Annotated in this window: 24 protein-coding genes and 1 pseudogene; 17 read left to right on the forward strand and 8 right to left on the reverse strand. The window is 36.6% G+C overall.

What is annotated here, in order from left to right; translation table 11 throughout:
- Positions 1-275 precede the first annotated feature (275 nt).
- Both hemH and katB read left to right on the forward strand, forming a co-directional pair.
- Positions 276-1,234 (forward strand): annotated as a pseudogene (gene hemH, locus BAQ49_RS06210) (ferrochelatase).
- Positions 1,235-1,290: 56 nt separating this feature from the next.
- The gene (gene katB, locus BAQ49_RS06215) at positions 1,291-2,760 is read left to right on the forward strand and encodes a catalase KatB (protein WP_071744617.1); all 1,470 of its coding nucleotides are present in this window, start codon (positions 1,291-1,293) and stop codon (positions 2,758-2,760) included.
- A gap of 233 nt (positions 2,761-2,993) precedes the next feature.
- Here katB and BAQ49_RS06220 read toward each other — a convergent pair whose 3' ends face one another.
- The gene (locus BAQ49_RS06220; protein ID WP_071744618.1) at positions 2,994-4,226 is read right to left on the reverse strand and encodes an ammonium transporter; all 1,233 of its coding nucleotides are present in this window, start codon (positions 4,224-4,226) and stop codon (positions 2,994-2,996) included.
- Positions 4,227-4,382: 156 nt separating this feature from the next.
- Here BAQ49_RS06220 and BAQ49_RS06225 point away from each other — a divergent pair, with 156 nt between their 5' ends.
- The gene (locus BAQ49_RS06225; RefSeq protein WP_071744619.1) at positions 4,383-5,738 is read left to right on the forward strand and encodes an alpha-amylase family glycosyl hydrolase; all 1,356 of its coding nucleotides are present in this window, start codon (positions 4,383-4,385) and stop codon (positions 5,736-5,738) included.
- 51 nt (positions 5,739-5,789) lie between these two features.
- Entirely contained in the window at positions 5,790-6,017 is a 228-nt protein-coding gene (locus tag BAQ49_RS06230) for a hypothetical protein (protein ID WP_071744620.1), read from the forward strand.
- Positions 6,018-6,055: 38 nt separating this feature from the next.
- Here the strand turns inward: BAQ49_RS06230 and BAQ49_RS06235 are convergent, their stop codons facing one another.
- Positions 6,056-6,547 (reverse strand): YajQ family cyclic di-GMP-binding protein, encoded by a 492-nt coding sequence (locus BAQ49_RS06235; protein ID WP_001051113.1) that lies wholly within the window; start codon positions 6,545-6,547, stop codon positions 6,056-6,058.
- A gap of 284 nt (positions 6,548-6,831) precedes the next feature.
- Between BAQ49_RS06235 and BAQ49_RS06240 the strand changes: the two genes are divergently transcribed.
- From BAQ49_RS06240 to BAQ49_RS06250, 3 genes are all read left to right on the forward strand, one after another.
- Entirely contained in the window at positions 6,832-7,686 is an 855-nt protein-coding gene (locus BAQ49_RS06240) for a CvfB family protein (RefSeq protein ID WP_071744621.1), read from the forward strand.
- 200 nt (positions 7,687-7,886) lie between these two features.
- On the forward strand, positions 7,887-8,618 hold the full coding sequence (locus BAQ49_RS06245) for a hypothetical protein (protein ID WP_071744622.1): 732 nt from the start codon (positions 7,887-7,889) through the stop codon (positions 8,616-8,618).
- A 2-nt stretch (positions 8,619-8,620) separates the two neighbouring features.
- Entirely contained in the window at positions 8,621-8,884 is a 264-nt protein-coding gene (locus tag BAQ49_RS06250) for a hypothetical protein (RefSeq protein WP_071744623.1), read from the forward strand.
- Positions 8,885-8,924: 40 nt separating this feature from the next.
- Here BAQ49_RS06250 and prsA read toward each other — a convergent pair whose 3' ends face one another.
- Positions 8,925-9,782 (reverse strand): peptidylprolyl isomerase PrsA, encoded by an 858-nt coding sequence (prsA, locus tag BAQ49_RS06255; protein WP_071744624.1) that lies wholly within the window; start codon positions 9,780-9,782, stop codon positions 8,925-8,927.
- A gap of 130 nt (positions 9,783-9,912) precedes the next feature.
- Positions 9,913-10,044, reverse strand: coding sequence for a DUF3941 domain-containing protein (locus BAQ49_RS06260; RefSeq protein WP_001120851.1), 132 nt, complete (start codon positions 10,042-10,044; stop codon positions 9,913-9,915).
- 101 nt (positions 10,045-10,145) lie between these two features.
- Between BAQ49_RS06260 and BAQ49_RS06265 the strand changes: the two genes are divergently transcribed.
- On the forward strand, positions 10,146-11,003 hold the full coding sequence (locus tag BAQ49_RS06265) for a YitT family protein (protein ID WP_071744625.1): 858 nt from the start codon (positions 10,146-10,148) through the stop codon (positions 11,001-11,003).
- A gap of 26 nt (positions 11,004-11,029) precedes the next feature.
- Here BAQ49_RS06265 and BAQ49_RS06270 read toward each other — a convergent pair whose 3' ends face one another.
- The 3 genes from BAQ49_RS06270 to BAQ49_RS06280 all read right to left on the reverse strand — a co-directional run bounded on the left by BAQ49_RS06270 (position 11,030) and on the right by BAQ49_RS06280 (position 12,283).
- Positions 11,030-11,227 (reverse strand): DUF3813 domain-containing protein, encoded by a 198-nt coding sequence (locus BAQ49_RS06270; RefSeq protein WP_000527405.1) that lies wholly within the window; start codon positions 11,225-11,227, stop codon positions 11,030-11,032.
- A complete protein-coding gene (locus tag BAQ49_RS06275; protein ID WP_000516818.1) occupies positions 11,228-11,368 on the reverse strand; it encodes a hypothetical protein in 141 nt (46 codons plus the stop codon).
- 105 nt (positions 11,369-11,473) lie between these two features.
- A complete protein-coding gene (locus tag BAQ49_RS06280; protein ID WP_001041222.1) occupies positions 11,474-12,283 on the reverse strand; it encodes a Cof-type HAD-IIB family hydrolase in 810 nt (269 codons plus the stop codon).
- A gap of 489 nt (positions 12,284-12,772) precedes the next feature.
- Here BAQ49_RS06280 and BAQ49_RS06285 point away from each other — a divergent pair, with 489 nt between their 5' ends.
- Positions 12,773-12,952: a YjzC family protein gene (locus BAQ49_RS06285; RefSeq protein ID WP_071744626.1), complete on the forward strand. Its 180-nt coding sequence runs from the start codon at positions 12,773-12,775 to the stop codon at positions 12,950-12,952.
- A gap of 172 nt (positions 12,953-13,124) precedes the next feature.
- Complete coding sequence (gene clpB / locus BAQ49_RS06290; protein ID WP_071744627.1) at positions 13,125-15,725, forward strand: ATP-dependent chaperone ClpB; 2,601 nt, start codon at positions 13,125-13,127, stop codon at positions 15,723-15,725.
- A gap of 31 nt (positions 15,726-15,756) precedes the next feature.
- Here clpB and BAQ49_RS06295 read toward each other — a convergent pair whose 3' ends face one another.
- Complete coding sequence (locus tag BAQ49_RS06295; RefSeq protein ID WP_001211111.1) at positions 15,757-15,939, reverse strand: YjzD family protein; 183 nt, start codon at positions 15,937-15,939, stop codon at positions 15,757-15,759.
- A gap of 156 nt (positions 15,940-16,095) precedes the next feature.
- Between BAQ49_RS06295 and BAQ49_RS06300 the strand changes: the two genes are divergently transcribed.
- From BAQ49_RS06300 to BAQ49_RS06330, 7 genes are all read left to right on the forward strand, one after another.
- Entirely contained in the window at positions 16,096-16,830 is a 735-nt protein-coding gene (locus BAQ49_RS06300) for a lipase family protein (RefSeq protein WP_002149846.1), read from the forward strand.
- Between the two features lie 29 nt (positions 16,831-16,859).
- Complete coding sequence (locus tag BAQ49_RS06305; RefSeq protein ID WP_071744628.1) at positions 16,860-17,732, forward strand: NAD-dependent epimerase/dehydratase family protein; 873 nt, start codon at positions 16,860-16,862, stop codon at positions 17,730-17,732.
- A gap of 63 nt (positions 17,733-17,795) precedes the next feature.
- Complete coding sequence (locus tag BAQ49_RS06310; RefSeq protein WP_001003333.1) at positions 17,796-17,972, forward strand: ComZ family protein; 177 nt, start codon at positions 17,796-17,798, stop codon at positions 17,970-17,972.
- 401 nt (positions 17,973-18,373) lie between these two features.
- Positions 18,374-19,306 carry a beta-ketoacyl-ACP synthase III gene (gene fabH / locus BAQ49_RS06315; RefSeq protein WP_071744629.1) on the forward strand — a complete coding sequence of 311 codons (933 nt, stop codon included), beginning with the start codon at positions 18,374-18,376 and terminating at the stop codon, positions 19,304-19,306.
- A gap of 31 nt (positions 19,307-19,337) precedes the next feature.
- Entirely contained in the window at positions 19,338-20,576 is a 1,239-nt protein-coding gene (gene fabF / locus BAQ49_RS06320; protein WP_071744630.1) for a beta-ketoacyl-ACP synthase II, read from the forward strand.
- Between the two features lie 105 nt (positions 20,577-20,681).
- The gene (locus BAQ49_RS06325; RefSeq protein ID WP_071744631.1) at positions 20,682-21,473 is read left to right on the forward strand and encodes a DUF2268 domain-containing putative Zn-dependent protease; all 792 of its coding nucleotides are present in this window, start codon (positions 20,682-20,684) and stop codon (positions 21,471-21,473) included.
- A gap of 143 nt (positions 21,474-21,616) precedes the next feature.
- Positions 21,617-22,363: a YjbA family protein gene (locus BAQ49_RS06330; protein ID WP_000966130.1), complete on the forward strand. Its 747-nt coding sequence runs from the start codon at positions 21,617-21,619 to the stop codon at positions 22,361-22,363.
- Positions 22,364-22,408: the final 45 nt, after the last annotated feature.

Genomic DNA, 22,408 nt, shown 5'->3' on the forward strand with positions numbered 1-22,408 from the left:
ATTCAAAATCATATTAGAAATAATACTTATTTAGAATAATTATTTTGACGTACTTATTATTACTTGTTATAATTGGAAACAAATGTTCTTGAAAAAGATTCTCATTTATAAGGTGAAACTTTAATCAGTGGGGGTATCCCCCACTGATTATCAGCCCTCACCAATCGGGCGTTTACGGGCAGTTGATCTTCCGGCTAAATTTTTTGCACTCGCCGAATTTTGAGGTGGGAGTCTTACTGCCCGTTAACGTGGGACAAAATTGAGGTGTTATATAGATGACGAAGAAGAAAATAGGTTTGCTTGTAATGGCGTATGGAACACCGGAGTCATTAGATGATGTAGAGGCGTATTATACTCATATCCGTCATGGGCGTAAGCCGTCTGAAGAAGCGCTTCAAGATTTAGTAGGGCGCTATAAAGCGATTGGTGGAATTTCGCCGCTTGCAAAAATTACGAAAGAGCAAGCGCATAAATTAACAGATTCATTGAATAAAATGTATACAGAGTATGAATTTGTTTGTTACTTAGGTTTAAAACATATTACTCCGTTTATTGAAGATGCAGTAGAAGAGATGAAGAAAGATGGAATTGAGCAGGCGATTAGCATCGTATTAGCACCGCACTATTCTACATTTAGCATTAAGCGTATAATGACCGTGCAATTCGCCTATCAAAAGAAATAGGTGGGCCTGTTATTGAACCGATTGAGCAATGGTACGATGAACCGAAGTTTATTTCGTATTGGGCAAATCAAATACAAGAAACGTTTACTACTATTGCAGATAAAGAGAAAGCAGTCGTAATTTTTTCGGCGCATAGTTTGCCAGAAAAAATTATTGCAGCAGGTGATTCTTACGTAGAGCAATTACAGCAGACAGCGGATTTAATTGCGGCAGAAGCCGGTATAAAGCATTATAAAACGGGTTGGCAAAGCGCTGGAAATACACCAGATCCATGGATTGGGCCAGATGTGCAAGATTTAACGAGAGATTTATATGAAGAACATGGTTATGAGTCTTTCGTATATTGTCCAGTTGGCTTTGTGGCAGAGCATTTAGAAGTTTTATATGACAACGATTATGAATGTAAAGTTGTAACTGATGAATTAAATGCCGCATATTTTAGACCAAATATGCCTAATTCACAATCTGTATTTATTGATTGCTTAGCTGAAATTGTTTCCAAAAAAATGAAGGAAATAGTTGACAAGGATTTAGTTTTAAATAATAATTAATTTATAATAATTTTAAATAAATAATAATTACTATGAAAGAAAGAGGATGATCCCCCATGACGAATCCAAATAATCGCTTAACAACAAACCAAGGTGCTCCGGTTGGAGATAACCAAAATTCTCGTACAGCTGGTCGCCGTGGACCGGTATTGTTAGAAGACTATCATTTAGTAGAAAAACTGGCTCACTTTGATCGTGAACGTATTCCAGAGCGCGTTGTGCATGCACGTGGTGCAGGTGCTCATGGTGTATTCGTAACTAAAAACAGCATGAAGCAATATACGAAAGCAGCGTTTTTACAAAATGAAGGAACTGAAACACCTGTATTCGTTCGTTTCTCAACGGTTATTCATGGTCAAGGTTCTCCGGAAACAGCGCGTGATCCACGAGGGTTCGCTGTTAAATTTTATACAGAAGAAGGAAACTACGATATCGTAGGTAATCATTTGCCGGTTTTCTTCATTCGTGATGCAATTAAATTCCCAGACATGGTGCATTCTTTAAAACCAGCACCTGATACAAATATTCAAACTCCAGATCGTTACTGGGATTTCATGACGTTAACTCCAGAATCAACACATATGATGACATGGGTGTTTTCTGATTATGGTACACCAGCAAACTACCGTGAAATGGAAGGTTTCGGCGTCCATTCATTTAAATGGATTAATGCAGAAGGTAAAATCGTTTACATTAAATATCACTGGAAACCACAGCGAGGTGTACGTAACTTAAGTGCAAAAGAAGTGCAAGAAGTACAAGGGAAAGACTTCAACCATGCAACTCGTGACTTGTTCGATGCGATCGAAAAAGGAAACCACCCAAAATGGGATTTACACGTACAAGTGATGCAACTAGAAGAAACGGATTCTTTAGATTTCGATCCATTAGACCCAACGAAAGTATGGCCAGAAGATCGCTTCCCATTAATTGAAGTAGGGACGATGACGTTAAATCGAAATCCGAAAAACTTCTTCGCAGAAGTAGAGCAAGTGGCATTCTCTCCAAGTGCAACTGTAAATGGTATTGAACCATCTGAAGATAAATTATTACAAGGTCGTTTATTCTCTTACCCAGATACACAGCGTTATCGCCTTGGTGCAAACTACTTACAAATTCCTGTAAACTGCCCATATGCAGCTGTTCATAACCAACAACGTGATGGTGCGATGCAAGTGAATCAAAACCCATCTACAATCAACTACGAACCGAGCCGTCATACTGAAAATCCAGTTGAAGACAAAGCTTACCGCGATTCAACTATGAAAGTAGAAGGCTATGTATCTCGTGAAAAAATTGAGAAACCAAATGATTTCAAACAAGCAGGTGAGCGTTACCGTTCATTCTCTAAAGAAGAACAAGACAACTTAATTGCGAACTTAACAAATGACTTAAAGGACGTAAATGAGCGCACGAAATTATTAGCTGTTTGTAATTTCTTCCGTGCAGATCAAGAGTATGGAATGCGCTTAGCGCAAGCTTTAAATGTTGATATTACGCAATATGTAGGGAATACTCCGAAATAAATAGGAAAAGACGACCGGGTTTCGGTCGTCTTTTTATGTGTAAAATAAGCTTTACACGGGGTATTGTACGTTTAAATTATGTCGGAATTTGTTAGTAAATCGATACAATGTGTCGAAACGTCGATATACCCGAAGAATCGCTGATATATTTACATTGATACTGACCGGGGTATACTATCAACAAGTACGATAAAAAGAGATGCAATCTACTATGAATAGATTGCATCTCTTTTTTAATTTACCCGCTCAGTATACTCGTAAGCTTTCTCCCCGTGCATCGAAATATCAAGCCCCATTTGTTCTTCGTGCTCATCGACGCGAACAGGAAGGAAGAAGTTAATAGCCTTAATAATGGCGTACGTCATTATGATCGTGAATGCATATGTTGCTCCGATTGCTACAAGTTGTTTGAAAAGGAGAGCTGCGTTTCCGTAAAATAATCCGTTAGCGCCATCGCTATTTATAGAAGTTGTTGCGAAAAGTCCGGTTGCAATACCGCCCCAAGTTCCTCCGATGCCGTGGCATCCAAATGCATCGAGTGTATCGTCGTATCCGAATTTTGTTTTTAAGAAGAAGACGGCGCTGAAGCATAATATGCCGCCAATTGCTCCGATAAGAAGAGCGGAGAAAGGTGTAACAAATCCGCAAGCTGGCGTAATTGCGACTAAACCAGAAACAACCCCGCAAGCAGCTCCCATCGCAGTCGGTTTTGATTGGAAGAACCATTCAGAAAGCATCCAAGTTAGAGCTGAAGCAGCAGCGGCTATATTTGTATTAATAAATGCAGTTAAAGCTACGTCATTTAAAGATAATGCACTACCGACGTTAAAACCGAACCAGCCGAACCAGAGTAAGCCTGCGCCTAGCATTGTAAATGGTAAATGATGAGGAGAGGTACCGCTTATGTTTTTTCGTTTTCCTAGGAAAATAGCTAATACAAGACCGGCAACACCAGATGTGATATGAACGACATTACCACCAGCGGAGTCTAACGCACCAAGTTCTCTTAGCCACCCGCCAACGCCCCACACCCAATGAGCGACAGGATTGTAAACGATTGTTGTCCAAAGAAGGATAAAAATAAGAAAGGCGGAAAATCGCATTCTTTCGGCGAATGCACCTGAAATTAAAGCGGGAGTTAAAATAGCGAACATAAGTTGGAACATCATAAATAAATTGTGAGGAATAGTAGATGAGTAGTCTGGATTTGGTGCGTAGGTAACTCCATTTAGACCGAACCAATCGAGATTGCCAATAAGCCCGTGCCAATCTGGTCCGAATGATAAAGAATAACCGATAACAATCCATTGAATCGAAACGATAGCCATTGCGCTATAACTGTGCATTGTCGTACTGAGTACGTTTTTACTGCGAACCATGCCCCCGTAAAAAAGTGCTAATCCTGGTGTCATCAACATGACCATTACTGTCGTTACAAAAATAAAAACTGTATCTCCCGTATTCATTCTCTCTCCTCCTATGATGTTAGAAAAGATAACATCGACTTGTTATGTTTCATATCATATTCGAAATAAAAAGAAAAATCAACTAAAAATTCAGAAAACTTTTGGTTGATGTTAGAAAATCTAACATTAGGTATTTTGGAGGGATAAAATCAACGTATGCGATTTGTTCTAATAATTGGTATAATATTCTTACAATTAGAAGTTTGGGGGATGCGTGTGAAAAAAATATGGACTAAGGAACTATTCATTTGTTTTTGTTTAGCCGTCGTTTTGTTTGTACCAATACATACTTTTGCAGACGAAAAAAGAGAGTGGCGAGATGAAGTCATATATTCCATTATGATTGATCGCTTCAATAATGGAGAACCGAAAAATGACAAACAGTTAGACGTTGGAAATTTAGAGGGGTATCAGGGTGGAGATATACGAGGGATTATAAAAAGACTGGATTACATAAAAGAAATGGGTTTTACTACTATTATGCTTTCGCCGCTTTTTGAAAGTGAAAAGTATGATGGATTAGGTGTTCAAAACTTTCAAAAAGTAAATGAACATTTCGGAACAGAAAATGATGTGAAAGAACTTGTAAATGAGGCTCACCAAAAAGGAATGAAAGTTGTATTTCAATTTCCGATTGGAGAAAACGAACAACAAGTCATCGACTCGATGAAATGGTGGATCAAAGAAGTTGATTTAGATGGAAGTTATGTAATACATAGTGAAAAAAAGTCGCGTTCTTTCTGGGATGACGTGCAAAAAGATATGCAAGCGATAAAGAAAGATTTTCATATTATGACAAAAGAAGATAGTGAATACAACGAAAAAATAGTAGAATCGTTTTCCAAAGCTGATGTATCGGTGAAAGCTTTATATGATGTGAGTAAAAAAGACGGGGAATCCGTTACATTTTTAGATAATCAAGATACAAAAAGATTTGCCCGGATTGCAAAAGAGAATATGAATTATCCACCATCTCGTTTGAAACTAGCTCTTACATATTTATTAACATCACCAGGTATACCGAATTTTTATTACGGAACTGAAATCGCATTAGATGGAGGGGGTGCTCCAGATAATAGACGATTAATGGATTTTAAATCGGATGAAAAGTTTATGCAGCACATAACGAAGTTAGGTGAACTTAGACAAACGAGACCATCTTTACGACGTGGTACGTTTGAACTTCTATATGATAAAGATGGAATGAGTATATTAAAACGAAAGTATAAAGACGAAGTAACACTAGTAGCGATTAATAATACGAAAGAAACACAAAAAGTTTCCTTGCCTGTAAGTACAATTGGTGAAAAACAAGAGCTAAGAGGATTGTTAGAAGACGAAATTATAAGAGAAGAAAACGGGAATTTTTATCTCGTTTTAAAGCGAGAAGAATCCAATGTATATAAAGTTAGCGAAGAAACAGGTGTGAATTGGTTATTTATCTCCTTAATAGTTGGTGTGAATGTATTATTTATTGCTTTTTTAATTGCGGTTAAAAAGAAACGGAAATGAGTAACTCTTCTTTTTAGTAGTCCGTTTGCAGTTTAAGATGAGGTGAGATATTTGGGGAGAAAGAAGTTGTTCGCTCTATGTTCTTGTCTTCTTATCGTATTCGTAAGTTTGTATTTTGGGGCCAACGGTGACGATGGGGAATTTGTTCAGTGGGGCGATAGTGTTCATTCTGTTGATACAGCGGTTCTTAAGAGAAATAATATTAAATACAAAATTGAAAATGATAAAGTGTATATTCCAGAAAAATCATTTGATAAAGCAATATATTGTTGCTCGTAATAAGTATAAAACCTCCTCTGAATAGAGGAGGTTTCTTTTTAGCGGTAGTTAATGAACTGTACGTCGATTGGTAAGTCAACGCTGCGAACGGCTGCGATTACTGCTTGTAAGTCATCACGGCTTTTCGCTGTTACGCGTACTTGGTCATCTTGAACTTGTGTTTTCACTTTTAATTTCATTTCTTTAATGATGTTGTTGATTTTTTTCGCGTTATCTTTATCGATACCTTGTTGCAGAGTTGCACGTTGGCGAACAGTGTTACCAGATGCAGCTTCAACTTTTCCGTAGTCCAAGTTTTTGATTGGAACGTTACGTTTTACAAGTTTAGCAATTAGAACGTCTTTTACTTGGTCTAATTTGAACTCGTCATCAGAAGTTAAAACAAGTACTTCTTTTTCTAATTTAATATCACTTTTACTACCTTTAAAGTCATATCGGTTTTGGATTTCCTTTAATGCGATGTTAATTGCGTTTGTTACTTCAGGTAATTCTACTTTCGAAACGATGTCAAAAGAACTCTCTTTTGCCATAGTTAGCACCTCCAAATAAATTTCTATCTTTTCATGCACCTAAATAGGCTATGTAATATACATATTAAAGTATAGCGGAAAATACATCGATTAGATAGAGTGTTGCAAATTAAGTGTTTTGACGGATCATCCGTAGGGTAATATAGTCCTATAGATAAAGTCTTTATTTAATTATAGTGAATTTTGGGCAGTTGGACAAATAAAGGAAAAATCGTGTTATAATTAACTTTTGTTTGGAATGATAAAAAAGATAACTTTATATATATAGAAGGGAATTAAAAAATATGTATTTGCAATTAGGATCGATTGAACAGGTAACTGTTTTACGCGAAACGGAAATCGGATATATGGTTGGAAACGAAGAGGAAGAAATCTTCCTGCATAAAAACGAATTAGCTGGAGAAATTGCAGAAGGCGATACAATTGATGTATTCTTATACCTTGATCACCAAAATCGTATTTCAGCAACAATGAAGGAGCCAATTATTACAACACATGATTGGAATTGGGTAAAGGTTGTAGAAGTTATTCCTAGTTTAGGTGTGTTTGTTGATATTGGTGTATCAAAAGATATACTAATTCCACTTGATGAGTTTCCGATTTATATGCCAGTATGGCCTCAAGAAGGCGACGAATTATATTGCACATTAAAATTAACGAATCGTGATCGTTTAATTGCTCTTCCGGCAAGAGACAGTGATATGCAAGAAATTATCGTAGATGCAACGCCATCTATGCGTAATAAAAACGTAAATGGACGTGTGTATCGCTCGCTTCAAGTTGGTTCATTCATACTAACTGATGAACATTTCCGTGCTTTCTTACACCATACTGAAAGAAAAGAGCAAGTGCGAATTGGTGAGCGTGTAACAGGTCGTATTATTGATGTGAAAGATGACGGTACAATCAACATTTCACTGCTTCCTCGTAAAGAAGAAGGAATGGAAGATGATGCTGCAGTAGTTTATGAATATATGGAAGAACGAGGCGGAGCAATGCCGTTTTGGGATAAGAGCCACCCAGAAGACATTAAAGAACGTTTCAACATGAGTAAAGCTGCATTTAAGCGTGCACTTGGTAAGTTGATGAAAGAAGAAAAAGTTTACCAAGAAGAAGGTTGGACTTACTTTAAGAAATAAAGTGAATAAAAAAGAACTATCTTTTCTCTAAAATTATTAGGGAAGAGATAGTTCTTTTTGCGTTTAGCAAAAATTGAGAGGGGGAGTAAGAGAATCGTTGGAAGAGGGATATTTTAAAGAATATAGAAAGGATAGATAGTTATATCTATATGAAAGAGAATTTGAATTTATTTTTAATGGAAAAGAAAAGAGGTGTGTAAATGAAATATTATAACGCTGGATACCTCATAATTTCCTATGATAGGGAACTTATCTATGAAGATTGTATTATTGGGGGACTATCACAAACGATTTTAACGATATGTAATGGGATTCGGCCTACCTTTCCGGATTATTGGTTTTTCCCTTGGTGTAATTCAAATGGAAATGACCCTATTGCTCAGATGATAAATGCAAGATTGAAGATTGGTAAAGAGGAACATGAAAGTGGACAATCTTTTTTAGATACATTAATACGAGAAAAAAAGTTTGCATGGCCGAATACTTTTAAATCTTTAAAGGATGCACGATTTTTTAAGCGAAATTATTTAAAGGGGATAGAAAATCTGGAGATTATTAGTTTGTATCTTTCAGAAGAGTATCGGACGGATTTCTTAATGAATGAGCGAGACGAAAATGATTTTGAAGCTTCGATATATGATTTTCTCGAAAGTGCATTACCTGCGGATGTTGAAAACGATGAAATATTAGGATTTGATATATGTGGCTTTAGTAACAATGATTTTTATTCTTTTATTCATAACAATCTACAAGTGGATTTTGGTAAGAAATTAAATGATTTATCACTTGTTGATAAGTATGAAGATGCGAAGCAGATTATCCATTTAATTGATGATGGGGAAATTGAGGCAGAAGAGGTGTTGTGGTATCCGTGGTTAGTTTTGAAATGTTGGAGAAATCTGCATAAGTATCGGCTGAAAAGGGAGGCATGATAGTGCAAGAGAATGTACTAGAACAATTAATAAAACGTCTTTCCGTATTATCTCCTGAAAAAGAAAGTGAAATAGCAGCGGTAGATCTATATGATATATATGAGAGTAGTGAAAGCTTTCAAAAAATGCTTGAAAATATGATACACTCTCAGCAGTCTAAAGAAGACTTAATAGATGCGTTAATTGAAGTAGAGATAGAGTTAGACCATATCAATTGGCATTATAAAAGCTTGAAGAAAAAATTGGAAAAATTGATGGAAGATTAAAAAGCACAATCTTATTTTTTTAATAAGATTGTGCTTTATTTTAGTTCTCTTTCCCAAAAAGATGAGAAAATGTATCTTTCAAATCACTATCGTTTATTTTAATATCCGCCTTTTTTAACTCATCTTGTAATAATTTTTGACCGAAGGAAGGATCAGCAATACGCTCTTCCTCTAAGTCTTTACGTATAGAGTCTTTCACTTCATCGTAAGGTTGTAAATCTTTTTTATCAGTTAGTTTAATAATGTGATAGCCGTTTGGTGATTTAACGGGATTGCTAATTTGGCCGGGTTTTAACTTATAGGCAGCTTTTTCGAATTCAGGTGTCATTTTGCCTGATCCGAAGTATCCGAGGTCTCCGCCATTATCTTTTGATAATGAATCTTGAGATTCTTGTTTTGCTAACTCTTCAAATGAAGCGCCGGTATCTAATTTTTTCTTTATTTCTTTTGCTTCATTTTCGTCGCTTACTAAAATGTGACTAGCTTTAATTTCTGGTTTATAGCGGTCTTTTACATCTTTTTCTGTAACGCTTTGTTTAATCGCCTCATTCAATGCGAGTTTGAATCTAATTTGATCTTGGAAATCTTTTTCATCTTTTAAACGATTATTTTCTAGTGCTGCTTTAAATTGGTCTCCATATTGATTTTTTGCTTTTTCTACTTCTTTATCTACCGCATCATCAGATACTTTATATTTTTTAGTGATAACATCTTGTGCTACCATTTCATATAGCATGTCTTTTCCGTAGCGATCTTTTAATTGCTTTTCGAAATCGCTCTTTGTAATGGTTGAGTTTGTTGTTGTGGCGATTGTGGCCGAGTCATTTTTTTGTCCGCAAGCAGATAGCATTATTATACTTATTAGTGCCGTGATAATGAATATACTTTTTCCTTTCATGCTAACACCTCATCCGAATATGTTATCGCTATTGTAGAATATAGAAGTGAACATGAAGTGAATTTTTAATGTTTTTTTCCTGTGAAATGTAAAAAAAGTACATCAACATTAATGTTGATGTACGATGTAATCAAAGGTGATCGGTTTTCTTAGAATATGCACGTTTTCCTTGCTGAATATTTTTTTGTTCTTGTTCATTTTTTTGAGTGCGCTTTGCATTATTATCGCGTGCTTTTTTGTCGTTATCGCTCGTATGTGGCATATGTATCAACTCCATTTCTAAACGTTGTACGTTTATCATTTCCTTTTTCGTAAAGACTATGTATAGCGGTGCATTCATGAATACTAAAGGTGGATTAGAAAATGGATTTGAAGCTGAATTATACTGAACTTATTAAGAAGTTAGTCGTTGTAATCATTGCGGGTTTATTAAATGCGATTGGGATGAATTTATTTTTAACACCAGCGAAAGTGTACGCGAGTGGTTTTGCTGGATTGTCTCAATTATTATCACAAATATTAGGTGACTTTTTATCTATTCATATATCTACAGGAGTATTGTTTAGTTTGTTTAATATTCCTGTCGTTATTTTAGCGTGGAAAAAGGTTGGGAAGGCGTTTACGTTTTTTAGTTTTTTATGCGTTGTATTTATGACATTGTTTTTGGAAATCATCCCAGTTCGAGCGGTTTCGAATGATATTATATTGAATGCGATTTTTGGTGGGATTATTTCTGCAATTGGAGTAGGAATTGCGTTAAAATGGGGTGCTTCTACAGGTGGTTTAGATATTATCGCTATGATTTTATCTAAGATAAAAGATAAACCTGTTGGCACATATTTTTTCTTTTTTAATGCAATTATCATTATTGCTGCGGGTTATGTATATGGGTGGGAGAAAGCGTTATATACGTTGGTGACTTTATATGTGTCAACGAGAATTATCGATGCGATTCATACTCGTCATGTGAAGATTACAGCGTTAATTGTTACGAAGAATGGGGCAGATGTAAGAAAGGCGATTCACTCGCGCTTGGTGAGAGGGATTACAACTATACCGGCAACAGGTGCTTATACAAATGAAAATAAAGAAATGTTAATGATTGTTATTACTCGTTATGAGTTGTACGAATTAGAGAGGGTTATTAAACAAGTAGACCCAGGTGCATTTACAAATATACTGCAAACGGTCGGTGTGTTTGGATTGTTTAGAAAAGATTAAAGAGGACCAAAGCTGGTCCTCCTTTTTTAATGCGAATTCGTAATGTTTTGCAATTGCTCCTGCATTTCACGTAGCTGAACTTTTTCAGCAGTTGAAGAGTTTGCATAAGCAGAGTGCAAAGAGTTTTTTGCTCTATAAACGAGTTCCTGTTGTTCAGCGCCACTTGAACAAGAAACGGCACTTGCAACAGCATCTCTAGCTTGTTGGAATAGTAAGTTCCCCATTTAAACCCCTCCAAATGAAGAGTTACTTCTTGCTTTTTCTGCCTCAGCTAATGTACCTCTGTACGGGAATCTTGCATCATGCTTCATAATAGAATCGGCTCCTTGCTGGATAAAACGTTTTGATTTGTTCTTTTTACCCATTCGAAAAACCCCCTTTATTTAGCTGAAAACAATTGACGCGCTGACTTTTGCGTCTAATTATAGTATGAGCGTTTGGCGAGAAACTATAAGCAGGGAATTTTTAGATTACAACCCAAGAACCTCTTCTAAATATAGAGCGATCCCATCTTCTTCATTCGTTAATGTCGTATGATTTGCGAGTGATTTTAATTCAGGAATTGCATTCCCCATTGCGATGCCATGACCAGCAAATTCGATCATTTCAAAGTCGTTATCTTCATCACCAAAAGCGATAATTCGCTCTTTAGGAATATTGTAATGACCTGAAATTTTTTGTAATCCGACAGCTTTATTTAATCCGCTTTTTACAATTTCAATAATTGGCCAAGGCGCACCCCATTTTCTATGATCGATGACTTCAGCGTGCATATCTGTTAAATGCTGACGAATTGCAGCGGAATGCTCGTCATGTGCGTCGATTAATAAGCAAGTTGGATGGTCGTTTAAAATATTTAATAAATCTCCTGTGAAAATCTTTGGAGAACCGAATTCAAAAATATGTTTTTTATCTTCATCAATTTCACGGACATACACATCATCCATGACTTCGGCATATACATTTTTTACGCCGAAATCAAAGCAAGCTCGGACGATTTCTTGCGCCGTTGAAAGTTCAAGAGGAGAGTGATGTGTTCCCCAACTTGAATCAAGTGGGTGATGCACGTAAGCGCCATTAAAGTTTACGATTGGTGTGTTAAGGCTAAGTTCTTTATAATAATCGTAACTAGCGCGGAATGGACGCCCTGTTGAAATAACAACAATATGTCCTTGTTCTTTTGCTTTTGCAATTGTGTTTTTAGTTCTTGGAGAAATTATTTTGTTGTCTGTTAATAAAGTTCCGTCTAGGTCTAGTGCGATTAAATGTTGTTTATTCATAATTTCACCTCTTATAATAATTTTTTTGTTTCTATCTGTATTTCCGTTTTTAATATGCAGAAATAAGAGGTTAGACTGGGTGAAACTACTGTAAATGAAAGTTTCACTATATATCCATCTTACGTCGTGAAGCGCTGTGGTGTCTACTATTTCTCATTGGAAATTAGGGAAAGTCAACAACTTTTTAGAAAGTTCAAACAATGTTTCTTTCATTATGTACAATTTGTGAAAAGGGTTACATTGTTTGACCGATGCGACTTATAATGAACATGTAATCTTCTCGTATATGTTTGACTCTCCTTTGAAACTGGCCTAAAGTAGGTTGGTTTCTTTTTTTCAACAAATATGCCAATAATTCCTGCTTAATCTTGTGTAATTATATATATGTGCATGAGTAAACGGTAGTACTTGTTTCCTAAACATGACAGAAAAGCTTTCTTTTAAAATGGATATACTAATGAGGCAAGACGTCATGGAAGGAGAATGGAAATGGGACAAAATCGCAGGTTTCGTTCAGGGCAAAAAGCGCCAAATGATGGAATTTATGTAGAAATTGGTGAAACGGGAAGTATGGTGAAAGATCCACAAATGGTGAAATTAACTGCCGGGGATCGGTTTCCAGAGAACACAAATCATAACCGTCAGTGGACATATAAAAGAAAACCGTAACAGAAGCCGCAATCGTTATTGCGGCTTTTTTGATTAGGAAAATGAATGTTACTTTTTGCATTTTCCAATAATAAGTTTGAAATACATAAGCAAAATTATTGTATAAAAAAGTCAGTTGGCGTATAATCAAATCAAAGGTCAAAGAAAGTCAAACATTTGGAGGGCGGTAAAGATGGACTTAAATCAAATGACAACGAAAACACAGGAAGCGATTACGAGTGCTCAGTCTTTAGCGGTATCTCATCATCATCAAGAAGTAGATACTGTTCATCTATTGCTTACGTTATTAGAGCAGCAAGACGGATTAGCAGTACGTATTTTTCAAAAAATGAATGTCGATATAGAAGCGTTAAAGCAAGGCGCTGAAAGTTTAATTAAGAAAAAGCCTTCTGTAACTGGAAGCGGAGCAGAGGCTGGGAAATTATATGTAACCGGTGCTTTGCAACAACTGCTTGTAAGAGCAGGGAAAGAAGCAGAGAAATTGCAGGATGACTACATTTCAATCGAACATGTATTACTTGCTTTTTCTGAAGAAAAAGGCGATATAAATCAATTATTTACGAGATTTCATATTACGAAAGATAACTTATTACAGTCTTTAATGACAGTTCGGGGGAATCAAAGAGTGACTAGTCAAAATCCAGAAGCAACTTATGAAGCATTAGAAAAATATGGCCGTGATTTAGTGGCGGAAGTGAGAGCGGGGAAAATTGATCCTGTTATCGGCCGAGATAGTGAAATTCGCCGCGTGATCCGTATTCTTTCACGTAAAACGAAAAATAACCCAGTTTTAATTGGTGAACCAGGTGTTGGTAAAACAGCAATCGTTGAAGGATTAGCGCAGCGTATTGTGAAAAAAGATGTACCAGAAGGGTTAAAAGATAGAACAATCTTCGCTCTAGATATGAGTGCACTTGTGGCCGGAGCAAAATTCCGCGGTGAGTTTGAAGAGCGTTTGCAAGCTGTATTAAATGAAATTAAAAAGAGTGAAGGGCGTATTTTATTATTCATTGATGAACTTCATACAATCGTCGGCGCTGGTAAAACAGAAGGAGCGATGGATGCAGGGAATATGTTAAAACCGATGCTAGCTCGTGGTGAACTACATTGTATCGGGGCGACGACGCTCGATGAATATCGTAAATATATCGAGAAAGATCCAGCGTTAGAAAGACGTTTTCAACAAGTATTAGCAGAAGAGCCAACTGTTGAAGATACAATTTCAATTTTACGTGGTTTAAAAGAGCGTTTTGAAATTTATCATGGTGTAAATATTCATGACCGCGCGATTGTAGCAGCATCTGTTTTATCAGATCGATATATTTCGGATCGCTTTTTACCTGATAAAGCAATCGATCTAGTTGATGAAGCTTGTGCAACAATCCGAACAGAAATTGATTCTATGCCAACAGAATTAGATGAAGTAACGCGCCGCATGATGCAATTAGAAATTGAAGAAGCTGCTCTTGGGAAAGAAAAGGACTTAGGTAGTCAAGAACGTCTAAAAGTACTGCAACGTGAATTATCGGATTTAAAAGAAGTTGCAAGTAGTATGAGAGCGAAATGGGAAAAAGAAAAAGAAGACATTCATAAAGTTCGTGACTTACGTGAACATTTAGAGCGTCTGCGTCGTGAATTAGAAGAAGCGGAAGGGAATTACGACTTAAATAAAGCAGCTGAACTTCGTCACGGGAAAATTCCTGCGATTGAAAAAGAATTAAAAGAAGCGGAAGAAATGGGCGCGCATAATAAGCAAGAAAATCGTTTATTACGTGAGGAAGTAAGTGAAGAAGAAATTGCAGACATTGTTTCACGCTGGACTGGTATTCCTGTAGCAAAACTCGTTGAAGGCGAACGCGAGAAGTTATTACGCTTAGAGCAAATTTTATCAGAGCGTGTGATTGGTCAAGAAGAAGCGGTAAGCCTTGTATCAGACGCAGTTCTTCGTGCGCGCGCTGGTATTAAAGATCCGAATCGTCCAATTGGTTCATTTATTTTCTTAGGACCTACAGGTGTTGGTAAAACTGAGCTTGCAAAAACGTTAGCACAAACGTTATTTGACAGTGAAGAGCAAATGATTCGTATCGATATGTCTGAGTATATGGAGAAACACGCCGTGTCACGTTTGATTGGTGCGCCTCCTGGATATGTTGGATACGAAGAGGGTGGTCAATTAACAGAAGCAGTAAGACGTAAACCATATTCTGTTATTTTGTTAGACGAAATTGAAAAAGCACATCCAGAAGTGTTTAATATTTTATTACAAATGTTAGATGATGGACGCATTACAGATTCACAAGGCCGTACAGTAGACTTTAAAAACACGGTTATTATTATGACTTCAAATATTGGATCTGCTCACTTATTAGAAGGATTAGAAGAAGATGGCTCTATTAAAGAAGAGTCAAGAGAACTTGTAATGGGGCAATTAAGAGGACATTTCCGACCAGAATTTTTAAACCGTGTCGATGAAATTATTTTATTCAAACCTCTTACAACGAATGAAATCAAAGGTATTGTTGATAAAATTGTAAAAGAATTACAAGGTCGTTTAGCTGACCGTCACATTACAGTAGAATTAACAAATGCAGCAAAAGAATTCGTTGTAGAAGCTGGATTCGATCCAATGTACGGGGCTCGTCCGTTAAAACGATATGTGCAGCGTCAAGTTGAGACGAAATTAGCGAGAGAATTAATTGCAGGAACGATTACTGATAATAGTCACGTAGTGGTTGATGTAGAAAATAACCAATTGGTTGTTCATATAAAGTAAAAAAAGAGTTCGGATAAAATCCGGACTCTTTTTAGTGTTGTTCTACTGGCTCGTTTGGAATCGCAGCTGCAATCGCTAATACTAATACTGCAAGAACAACTGAGAAAATAGACGCTTGGTTAAAATCGTATGTACCGCCAGTCATAGAGCCGATTACATAGCTCATCATATGTACAAGTGCGAACGACCAAATTAATGCCCAAATGAAACGCATATTTTACACCTCTATTCGTTCAATCTGTCCTTATTGTAACACAATTGAAAAAAGAATATAGAAAAATATTTGTAGATTTTTCAACGCAAATTTGTATTCTGTTCATACATTATAAAAGAGTACTTTTATACGTTTAGAAAATAAGGCGGGGGAAAAATGAGTATTACGGAACGTTTTTTTTACTTAGAAAAAGAACCATGTGTAATTTATTTACCGGAAAAGCCAAATGGATTTTCTGTTATGCTCCTAGGAGATTATAACTATTTTATTGAGAATGGTACAAGTTTATGGACACAGCATGCAGGAAGAGCTTATTTTTTACAGGGCCTTATTGAAAAAGGCTATACAGTCTTTTCGTCTAACTTATACGGAAGACATTGGGGAAACGATCGAGCTGTTCGTCTTGCAAAACGTTTGTATGATGTCGTACTAAGAAAAGAGACATTAAATACGAAAATGCACATTATGGCAGATGGTATGGGTGCGCTTGTAGCACTTGAAATGATGAACAAATACCCTGAATGTATACGTTCTGTCGTTATGTTAAATCCGTGTTTAGATTTACCAGAATATGTGGAGTTTGAGAAAGAGCATAAGTTTTTTTACAAAAGATTAGTGAAGGAATTAAGTTTGGCGTATGATTCCAAAGAAGAAGAATTAGAATCAAAAATAAATAAGAAATCATTTGCGCTTCTTCCGTCTTGTGTACCTGTTAAAATTTTCGTATCAACACAAGAAAAAAGAGGAAGAAAACAATTGTTACGTAAATACGAGAAAATGAGGCAATTAAATCAATGCGATACTTCTGTCTTATTCCATCTCCAAGATGTGAAATATAAAATGGTTAGGCAAACGACTGATTTCTTTAAAAAATATGAAGAAGAATTGTGAAGCTCCCATATACATAAATGAGGAGCTATTTGTTTCAAGGGGAAAGGGTTGGTGGTATGGAACGCGTGCTGATTATAGGTGCACTTACGTTTGTAGGTTATCACCTTGTGAATAAAATGATTGCAGAAGAAGTAGAAGTATATGGTCTTGATTTTGATGAATTTGATAGTATGACAAAAATTAATGAAGAGAAATTATTGTTGATTGGGCGAAATGCGTTATTTACGTACTATTCTATAAGGGATGAAGACGGATGGCGATCGGTAGAGGAAGAGAGTTTCGATACAGTTTATTTTTGTTTGTATGAGCCGAATCAGCAAAGTGGCTTTCGGAATGAAAGAGTCATATTACAATATTTAAAACGAATCGTAAGAATGTGTGAAAAAAATAAAGTAAAGTTAAATCTAATTTCTTCTATTGAAATAGGAAGCACTGAAGAATCCGAAAACAAACGTCTGTTTTCGAAAGTGGAAGAAGGGGTGAAAAAAGGAGAATTACAATATAGTGCATATCGAGTTCCTACATTATATGGGCCATGGCAACCGTCGTTTATGATGTATCATCAGCTCATTTTATCAGAACTTGATGAAAAAGAGTGCCGTTGTATAAGTGAAGAAAAAGGAAGTGATTTACTTTACGTTGAAGATGTATGTGAATACTTATGGGAAAATGGAATGAATGTAAAGCACCTCGGTATATATAATTTACTTAGTGGAAAAGAAGCATTATGGGAAAAAGGTATGAGCCTTTTACATGCAGATGGTAAGGTAAATAAAAAAGATGAGCATATAAGAAATGAAGCGGTAGAGGTTGTTTCTCTTAAAAGAAATACGCCGTTAGAATTTGGTTTAAATAAACAATTGGCACATATGAAAAAATATAAAGAGTTATACGAAGGGTAGTGTACGTGTTACACTATTGTATGGACTATAAATTTAAAGTTTTATTGGAGAGGAAGAGCATATATGAACGAAAAAAGCATGCAATTTTTACAAATCGCAATGAAGCATTTACCAGAAGCTAAGGCAATTTTAGATGATAATGGAATTGCACTTGATATGGAGAAAGCACAGCCGGTGTTAGAGCTATTGATGAAAGTAATGGGCGAAGCATATGAGCTTGGGAAAGCTGATAAAGAATAAAAAAACCTTCTTTTTTGAGAGGGAAAGAGGCTCAAGCCGTATGTAGAAGCGGTAAGGGCCTTTTTTGTTTCGAGCGAGGTAAGGCCAGAGCGGTGATGAGGAGAAGGTCTTAGTTTTGAAGGGAAGCTGATAAAGAATTAACCCGTCTTTTGGAGGGGAGGAGGCTCAAGCCGTGAGTAGAAGCGGTAAGGGCCTTTTTGTTTTGAGTGAAGTAAGGATAAGATGATGGAGTAATTTGTATTTCAAAATGGTATGGATTTTTCTGTTTCTTTTAATGAAAAATAAAGTTGGTAATACGCCGTCTTTATTTTTTAGCTGAAATATATTCTAGACAAAAGTACATTTATGTTTTAAAATTAGTACCAAGTCATAATAATTGATATAAAACGGAGGGCTGCGATGTGAACGTGGGCATTTTAGGGATCGGAAGATATGTGCCAGAAAAAGTAGTCACAAATCACGATTTAGAGAAAATCGTAGATACATCTGATGAATGGATTCGTACGAGAACGGGAATTGCAGAAAGACGCATTGCCGATGATACAATAGATACTTCATATATGGCGGTAGAGTCTTCTAAAAAAGCACTTGAAGATGCAGGAATTAGCGGAGAGGATATCGATCTTATTTTAGTCGCAACAGTAACGCCGGATCGCGCATTCCCAGCAGTAGCTTGTGTAATCCAGGAAGCAATTGGCGCAAAACATGCAGCTGCAATGGATTTAAGTGCAGCGTGTGCTGGCTTTATGTACGGAATGATTACAGCGCAGCAATTTATTCAAACGGGGACTTATAAAAATGTATTAGTAGTTGGTAGTGACAAACTATCCAAAATTGTAGATTGGAACGACCGAAATACAGCAGTACTATTTGGGGACGGAGCAGGTGCTATCGTAATGGGAGCTGTTTCGGAAGGAAAAGGTGTACTTTCATTCGAATTAGGAGCGGACGGAAGTGGTGGTAAGCATCTTTATCAAGACGAGTATGTTATGATGAATGGCAGAGAAGTCTTTAAATTTGCCGTTCGTCAACTTGGTGATTCTTGTCTTCGTGTGTTAGAAAAAGCAGGACTTACGAAAGAGGATGTGGACTTCTTAGTACCACATCAAGCGAATATTCGTATTATGGAATCCGCAAGAGAGAGATTAAATTTACCGAAAGAAAAAATGAGTATGACAATTGAAAAGTTCGGTAATACATCAGCATCTTCAATTCCAATTGCGATGGTAGAGGAATTGCAAAATGGACGTATTCAAGACGGTGATTTAATTATACTTGTTGGTTTTGGCGGCGGATTAACATGGGGAGCAGTCGCTCTTCGTTGGGGTAAATAAGGACTGAGAGAAAAAAAGGAGTGTATTTTGTATGGAAAAAAAGAGGGTCGTAATTACAGGATTAGGAGCTGTTACACCGATCGGAACAGATGTTGAAACAGCGTGGGAAAACATTAAAAAGGGTGTATCTGGAATCGGACGACTTACAAGAATTGATCCAGAAATGTTTCCAGCAAAAGTAGCAGCAGAAATTAACGACTTTGAAGTCGAGAAATATATTGATAAAAAAGAAGCGCGCCGTATGGATCGCTTTACACAATATGCAGTAGCAGCAGCGAAAATGGCAGTTGCAGATGCGAACCTTGAAATTACAGAAGAAAACGGACCTCGAATTGGTGTATGGATTGGTTCTGGTATTGGCGGTATGGAAACATACGAAGAACAATTTAAGATTTTTACTGAAAAAGGTCCACGCCGTGTGAGTCCATTCTTCGTACCAATGATGATTCCAGATATGGCAGCAGGTCAAGTATCAATCGCTACAGGAGCAAAAGGAATTAACACTTGTTCTGTAACGGCTTGTGCATCTGGTGCAAACTCAATTGGAGATGCATTTAAAGCAATTCAGCGTGGTGATGCTGACGCGATGATAACGGGCGGAGCAGAAGCACCGTTAACAAGTATGGCATTTGCTGGATTTAGTTCAGCGAAAGCATTAACATTTAATGAAGATCCAGCGACGGCTTGCCGTCCGTTCGATAAAAACCGTAGCGGTTTTGTAATGGGTGAAGGATCAGGAATTCTTATTCTTGAAGAATTAGAGCACGCGTTAGCACGTGGTGCCCATATTTATGCGGAAATTGCTGGTTATGGTGCAACGGGTGATGCGTTCCATATTACAATGCCTGCTCCTGGCGGTGAAGGCGGAGTGCGTGCAATGCGTCAAGCTTTAGCTGATGCAGGTCTAGAGCCAGAAGATATTGATTACATTAATGCGCATGGTACAAGTACAGATGCGAATGAAAAGTATGAAACGATGGCAATTAAAGAAACTTTCGGCGAGCATGCATATAAAGTAGCGATTAGCTCAACGAAATCAATGACAGGTCACTTATTAGGAGCAGCGGGTGCTGTTGAGGCGATCTTCTCTATTAAAACAATTACAGACGGAGTGATTCCTCCGACAATTAACTATGAAACGCCAGATCCAGATTGTGATTTAGATTACGTACCAAATAAAGCGAGACATCAAGAAGTAAACGCGGTATTGAGTAATTCATTAGGATTCGGTGGTCATAACGCAGTATTAGTATTTAAATCGTATAAATAATAGATAAAATAAGGTGTTTTTTCGTAACAAACTACGAAAAAACACCTTATTTATTTTTACGCTCTTTCCTTTTTTCGCATATACATAAAAAAAGGAGGGATGAAGATGGGGGTTGTTGATACGGCAAAATGGTTACACCTGTATTATGGACGCCCAGAAAAACTTTGTGAGAAATTTACAAAGTATATTCCATTGCCAAAAGAGAGGTTGTATCGCTTTTTAATCTCTAGAGGTATGTATCGCCCGGTAATGCGGGGTGAGCAGGAAATTAAAGAATTAGAGAAAAAAGAAATTTGGAAAGAACTTAGCATGGAGTATGAAAAATTAAAAAGTTGGCTAAAAGGTCCAGATGTTCCTATCTTTATTTTATTATCAGATTCATATAATCGAACGGTACAAGAAGAGTATAACGGGAAGGCTGGTTTATCTATGCGTCACGTTATTTTCTTATTCGTATGTGGACGTAATTCAGTAGAGGAACTAAAAGCTTTATTAACGCATGAATATCACCATATATGTAGATTGCATCAAATTGAGACGAAAGAAACAGAGTATACATTACTTGATACGATGATTATGGAAGGATTAGCTGAGCAAGCTGTATATGAAAGGTATACAGAAAAAAGATGCGCACCGTGGACTACTTACATTTCAAAAGAAGATGCTATTTATTATTGGAGAAATTCAATACAAGAACGAATAGATGTAAAGAGAGGTACGAGGGAGCATGATGTTTTATTAAATGGACTGCACCCGTATCCAAAAATGCTTGGCTATGCACTTGGATTCCATATTGTAAAAGATTGCGTAGCTTTTGAAGGAGAAGATACACTTTCTTTATTATCTATAGATGCGAAAGAAATATTGAATAAAGCAAATACATTTCATGTTTCGTAAAAAAACAGGAGAGCTATCTCTTGTTTTTTTATATATTATAGAAGAAAAAATAATAATTAGAATATATTTCCTCAAGTGGAATAAAGTTAAGCAAAAATGAACATAATGATTGGTACAAACAGTAGTGAAGTGAGGGGTAGAGAATGTTATATCTACATGATGTATGGGTAAATTGGTTTGAAGGTGAAGAGAATGGGTATAACGTTTGTCATTTTTACGAGTGGCGGAAAGATGATACGATTGAGCTATTAGATCAAGTGCCATTATTAAAAGTAGATTCCACATTATATCATTACATCGAGAACGAATTGTTAGAGCTTCCGCAAAAGTTATTGGAAGACGTACATCATAAGGCTTATATTCGTAAAAATCACGAACGTTTGCAACAAGAATATTGTTTTGTAGTTACAGATGGAAAAGGAATTATCGCGATTGATTCAATCGGCTATAATGTGCCAATTAGAAAAAGTAGGCTTATACCTCGTCAAGAGCAGATGGTATATGAGATGGTAGAAAATGTGCAAGCAGAAAAGTATGAGTTCCAGGTAGAAGAAATTGAAAAAGAGCATCATATTTTATCACCATCGCCTTTCATTATGAATGGCTTGACTCGTAAAGAAAGACAGCTAAAACAATTATTATTTATGGCGTTAGATCAATTACATACAACGAAAAATCCAGCTGAAATTCGCTATTGGTTCACAGAGTGGGATCCATCAGCATATGGAATGGTTCAACATATGGAATTTGAAGATATTTGGGCTAAACTTTATGATGAAGCGAAAACTGGATGGTCTGAGAAGCACGAACAATTATGCGAGCGCCTTGTAAAAGGACAGCCGTTTTTTGAAAAGCTATGGGAAATGGAAAATGAGCAGAAGGTAAATTAAAAAAACCGCCAATTGGCGGTTTTTTTTATGGAGTTGGCAAGAATG

The sequence above is a fragment of the Bacillus proteolyticus genome (assembly GCF_001884065.1).
In the GTDB taxonomy this organism is placed as follows: Bacteria; Bacillota; Bacilli; order Bacillales; family Bacillaceae_G; genus Bacillus_A; species Bacillus_A proteolyticus.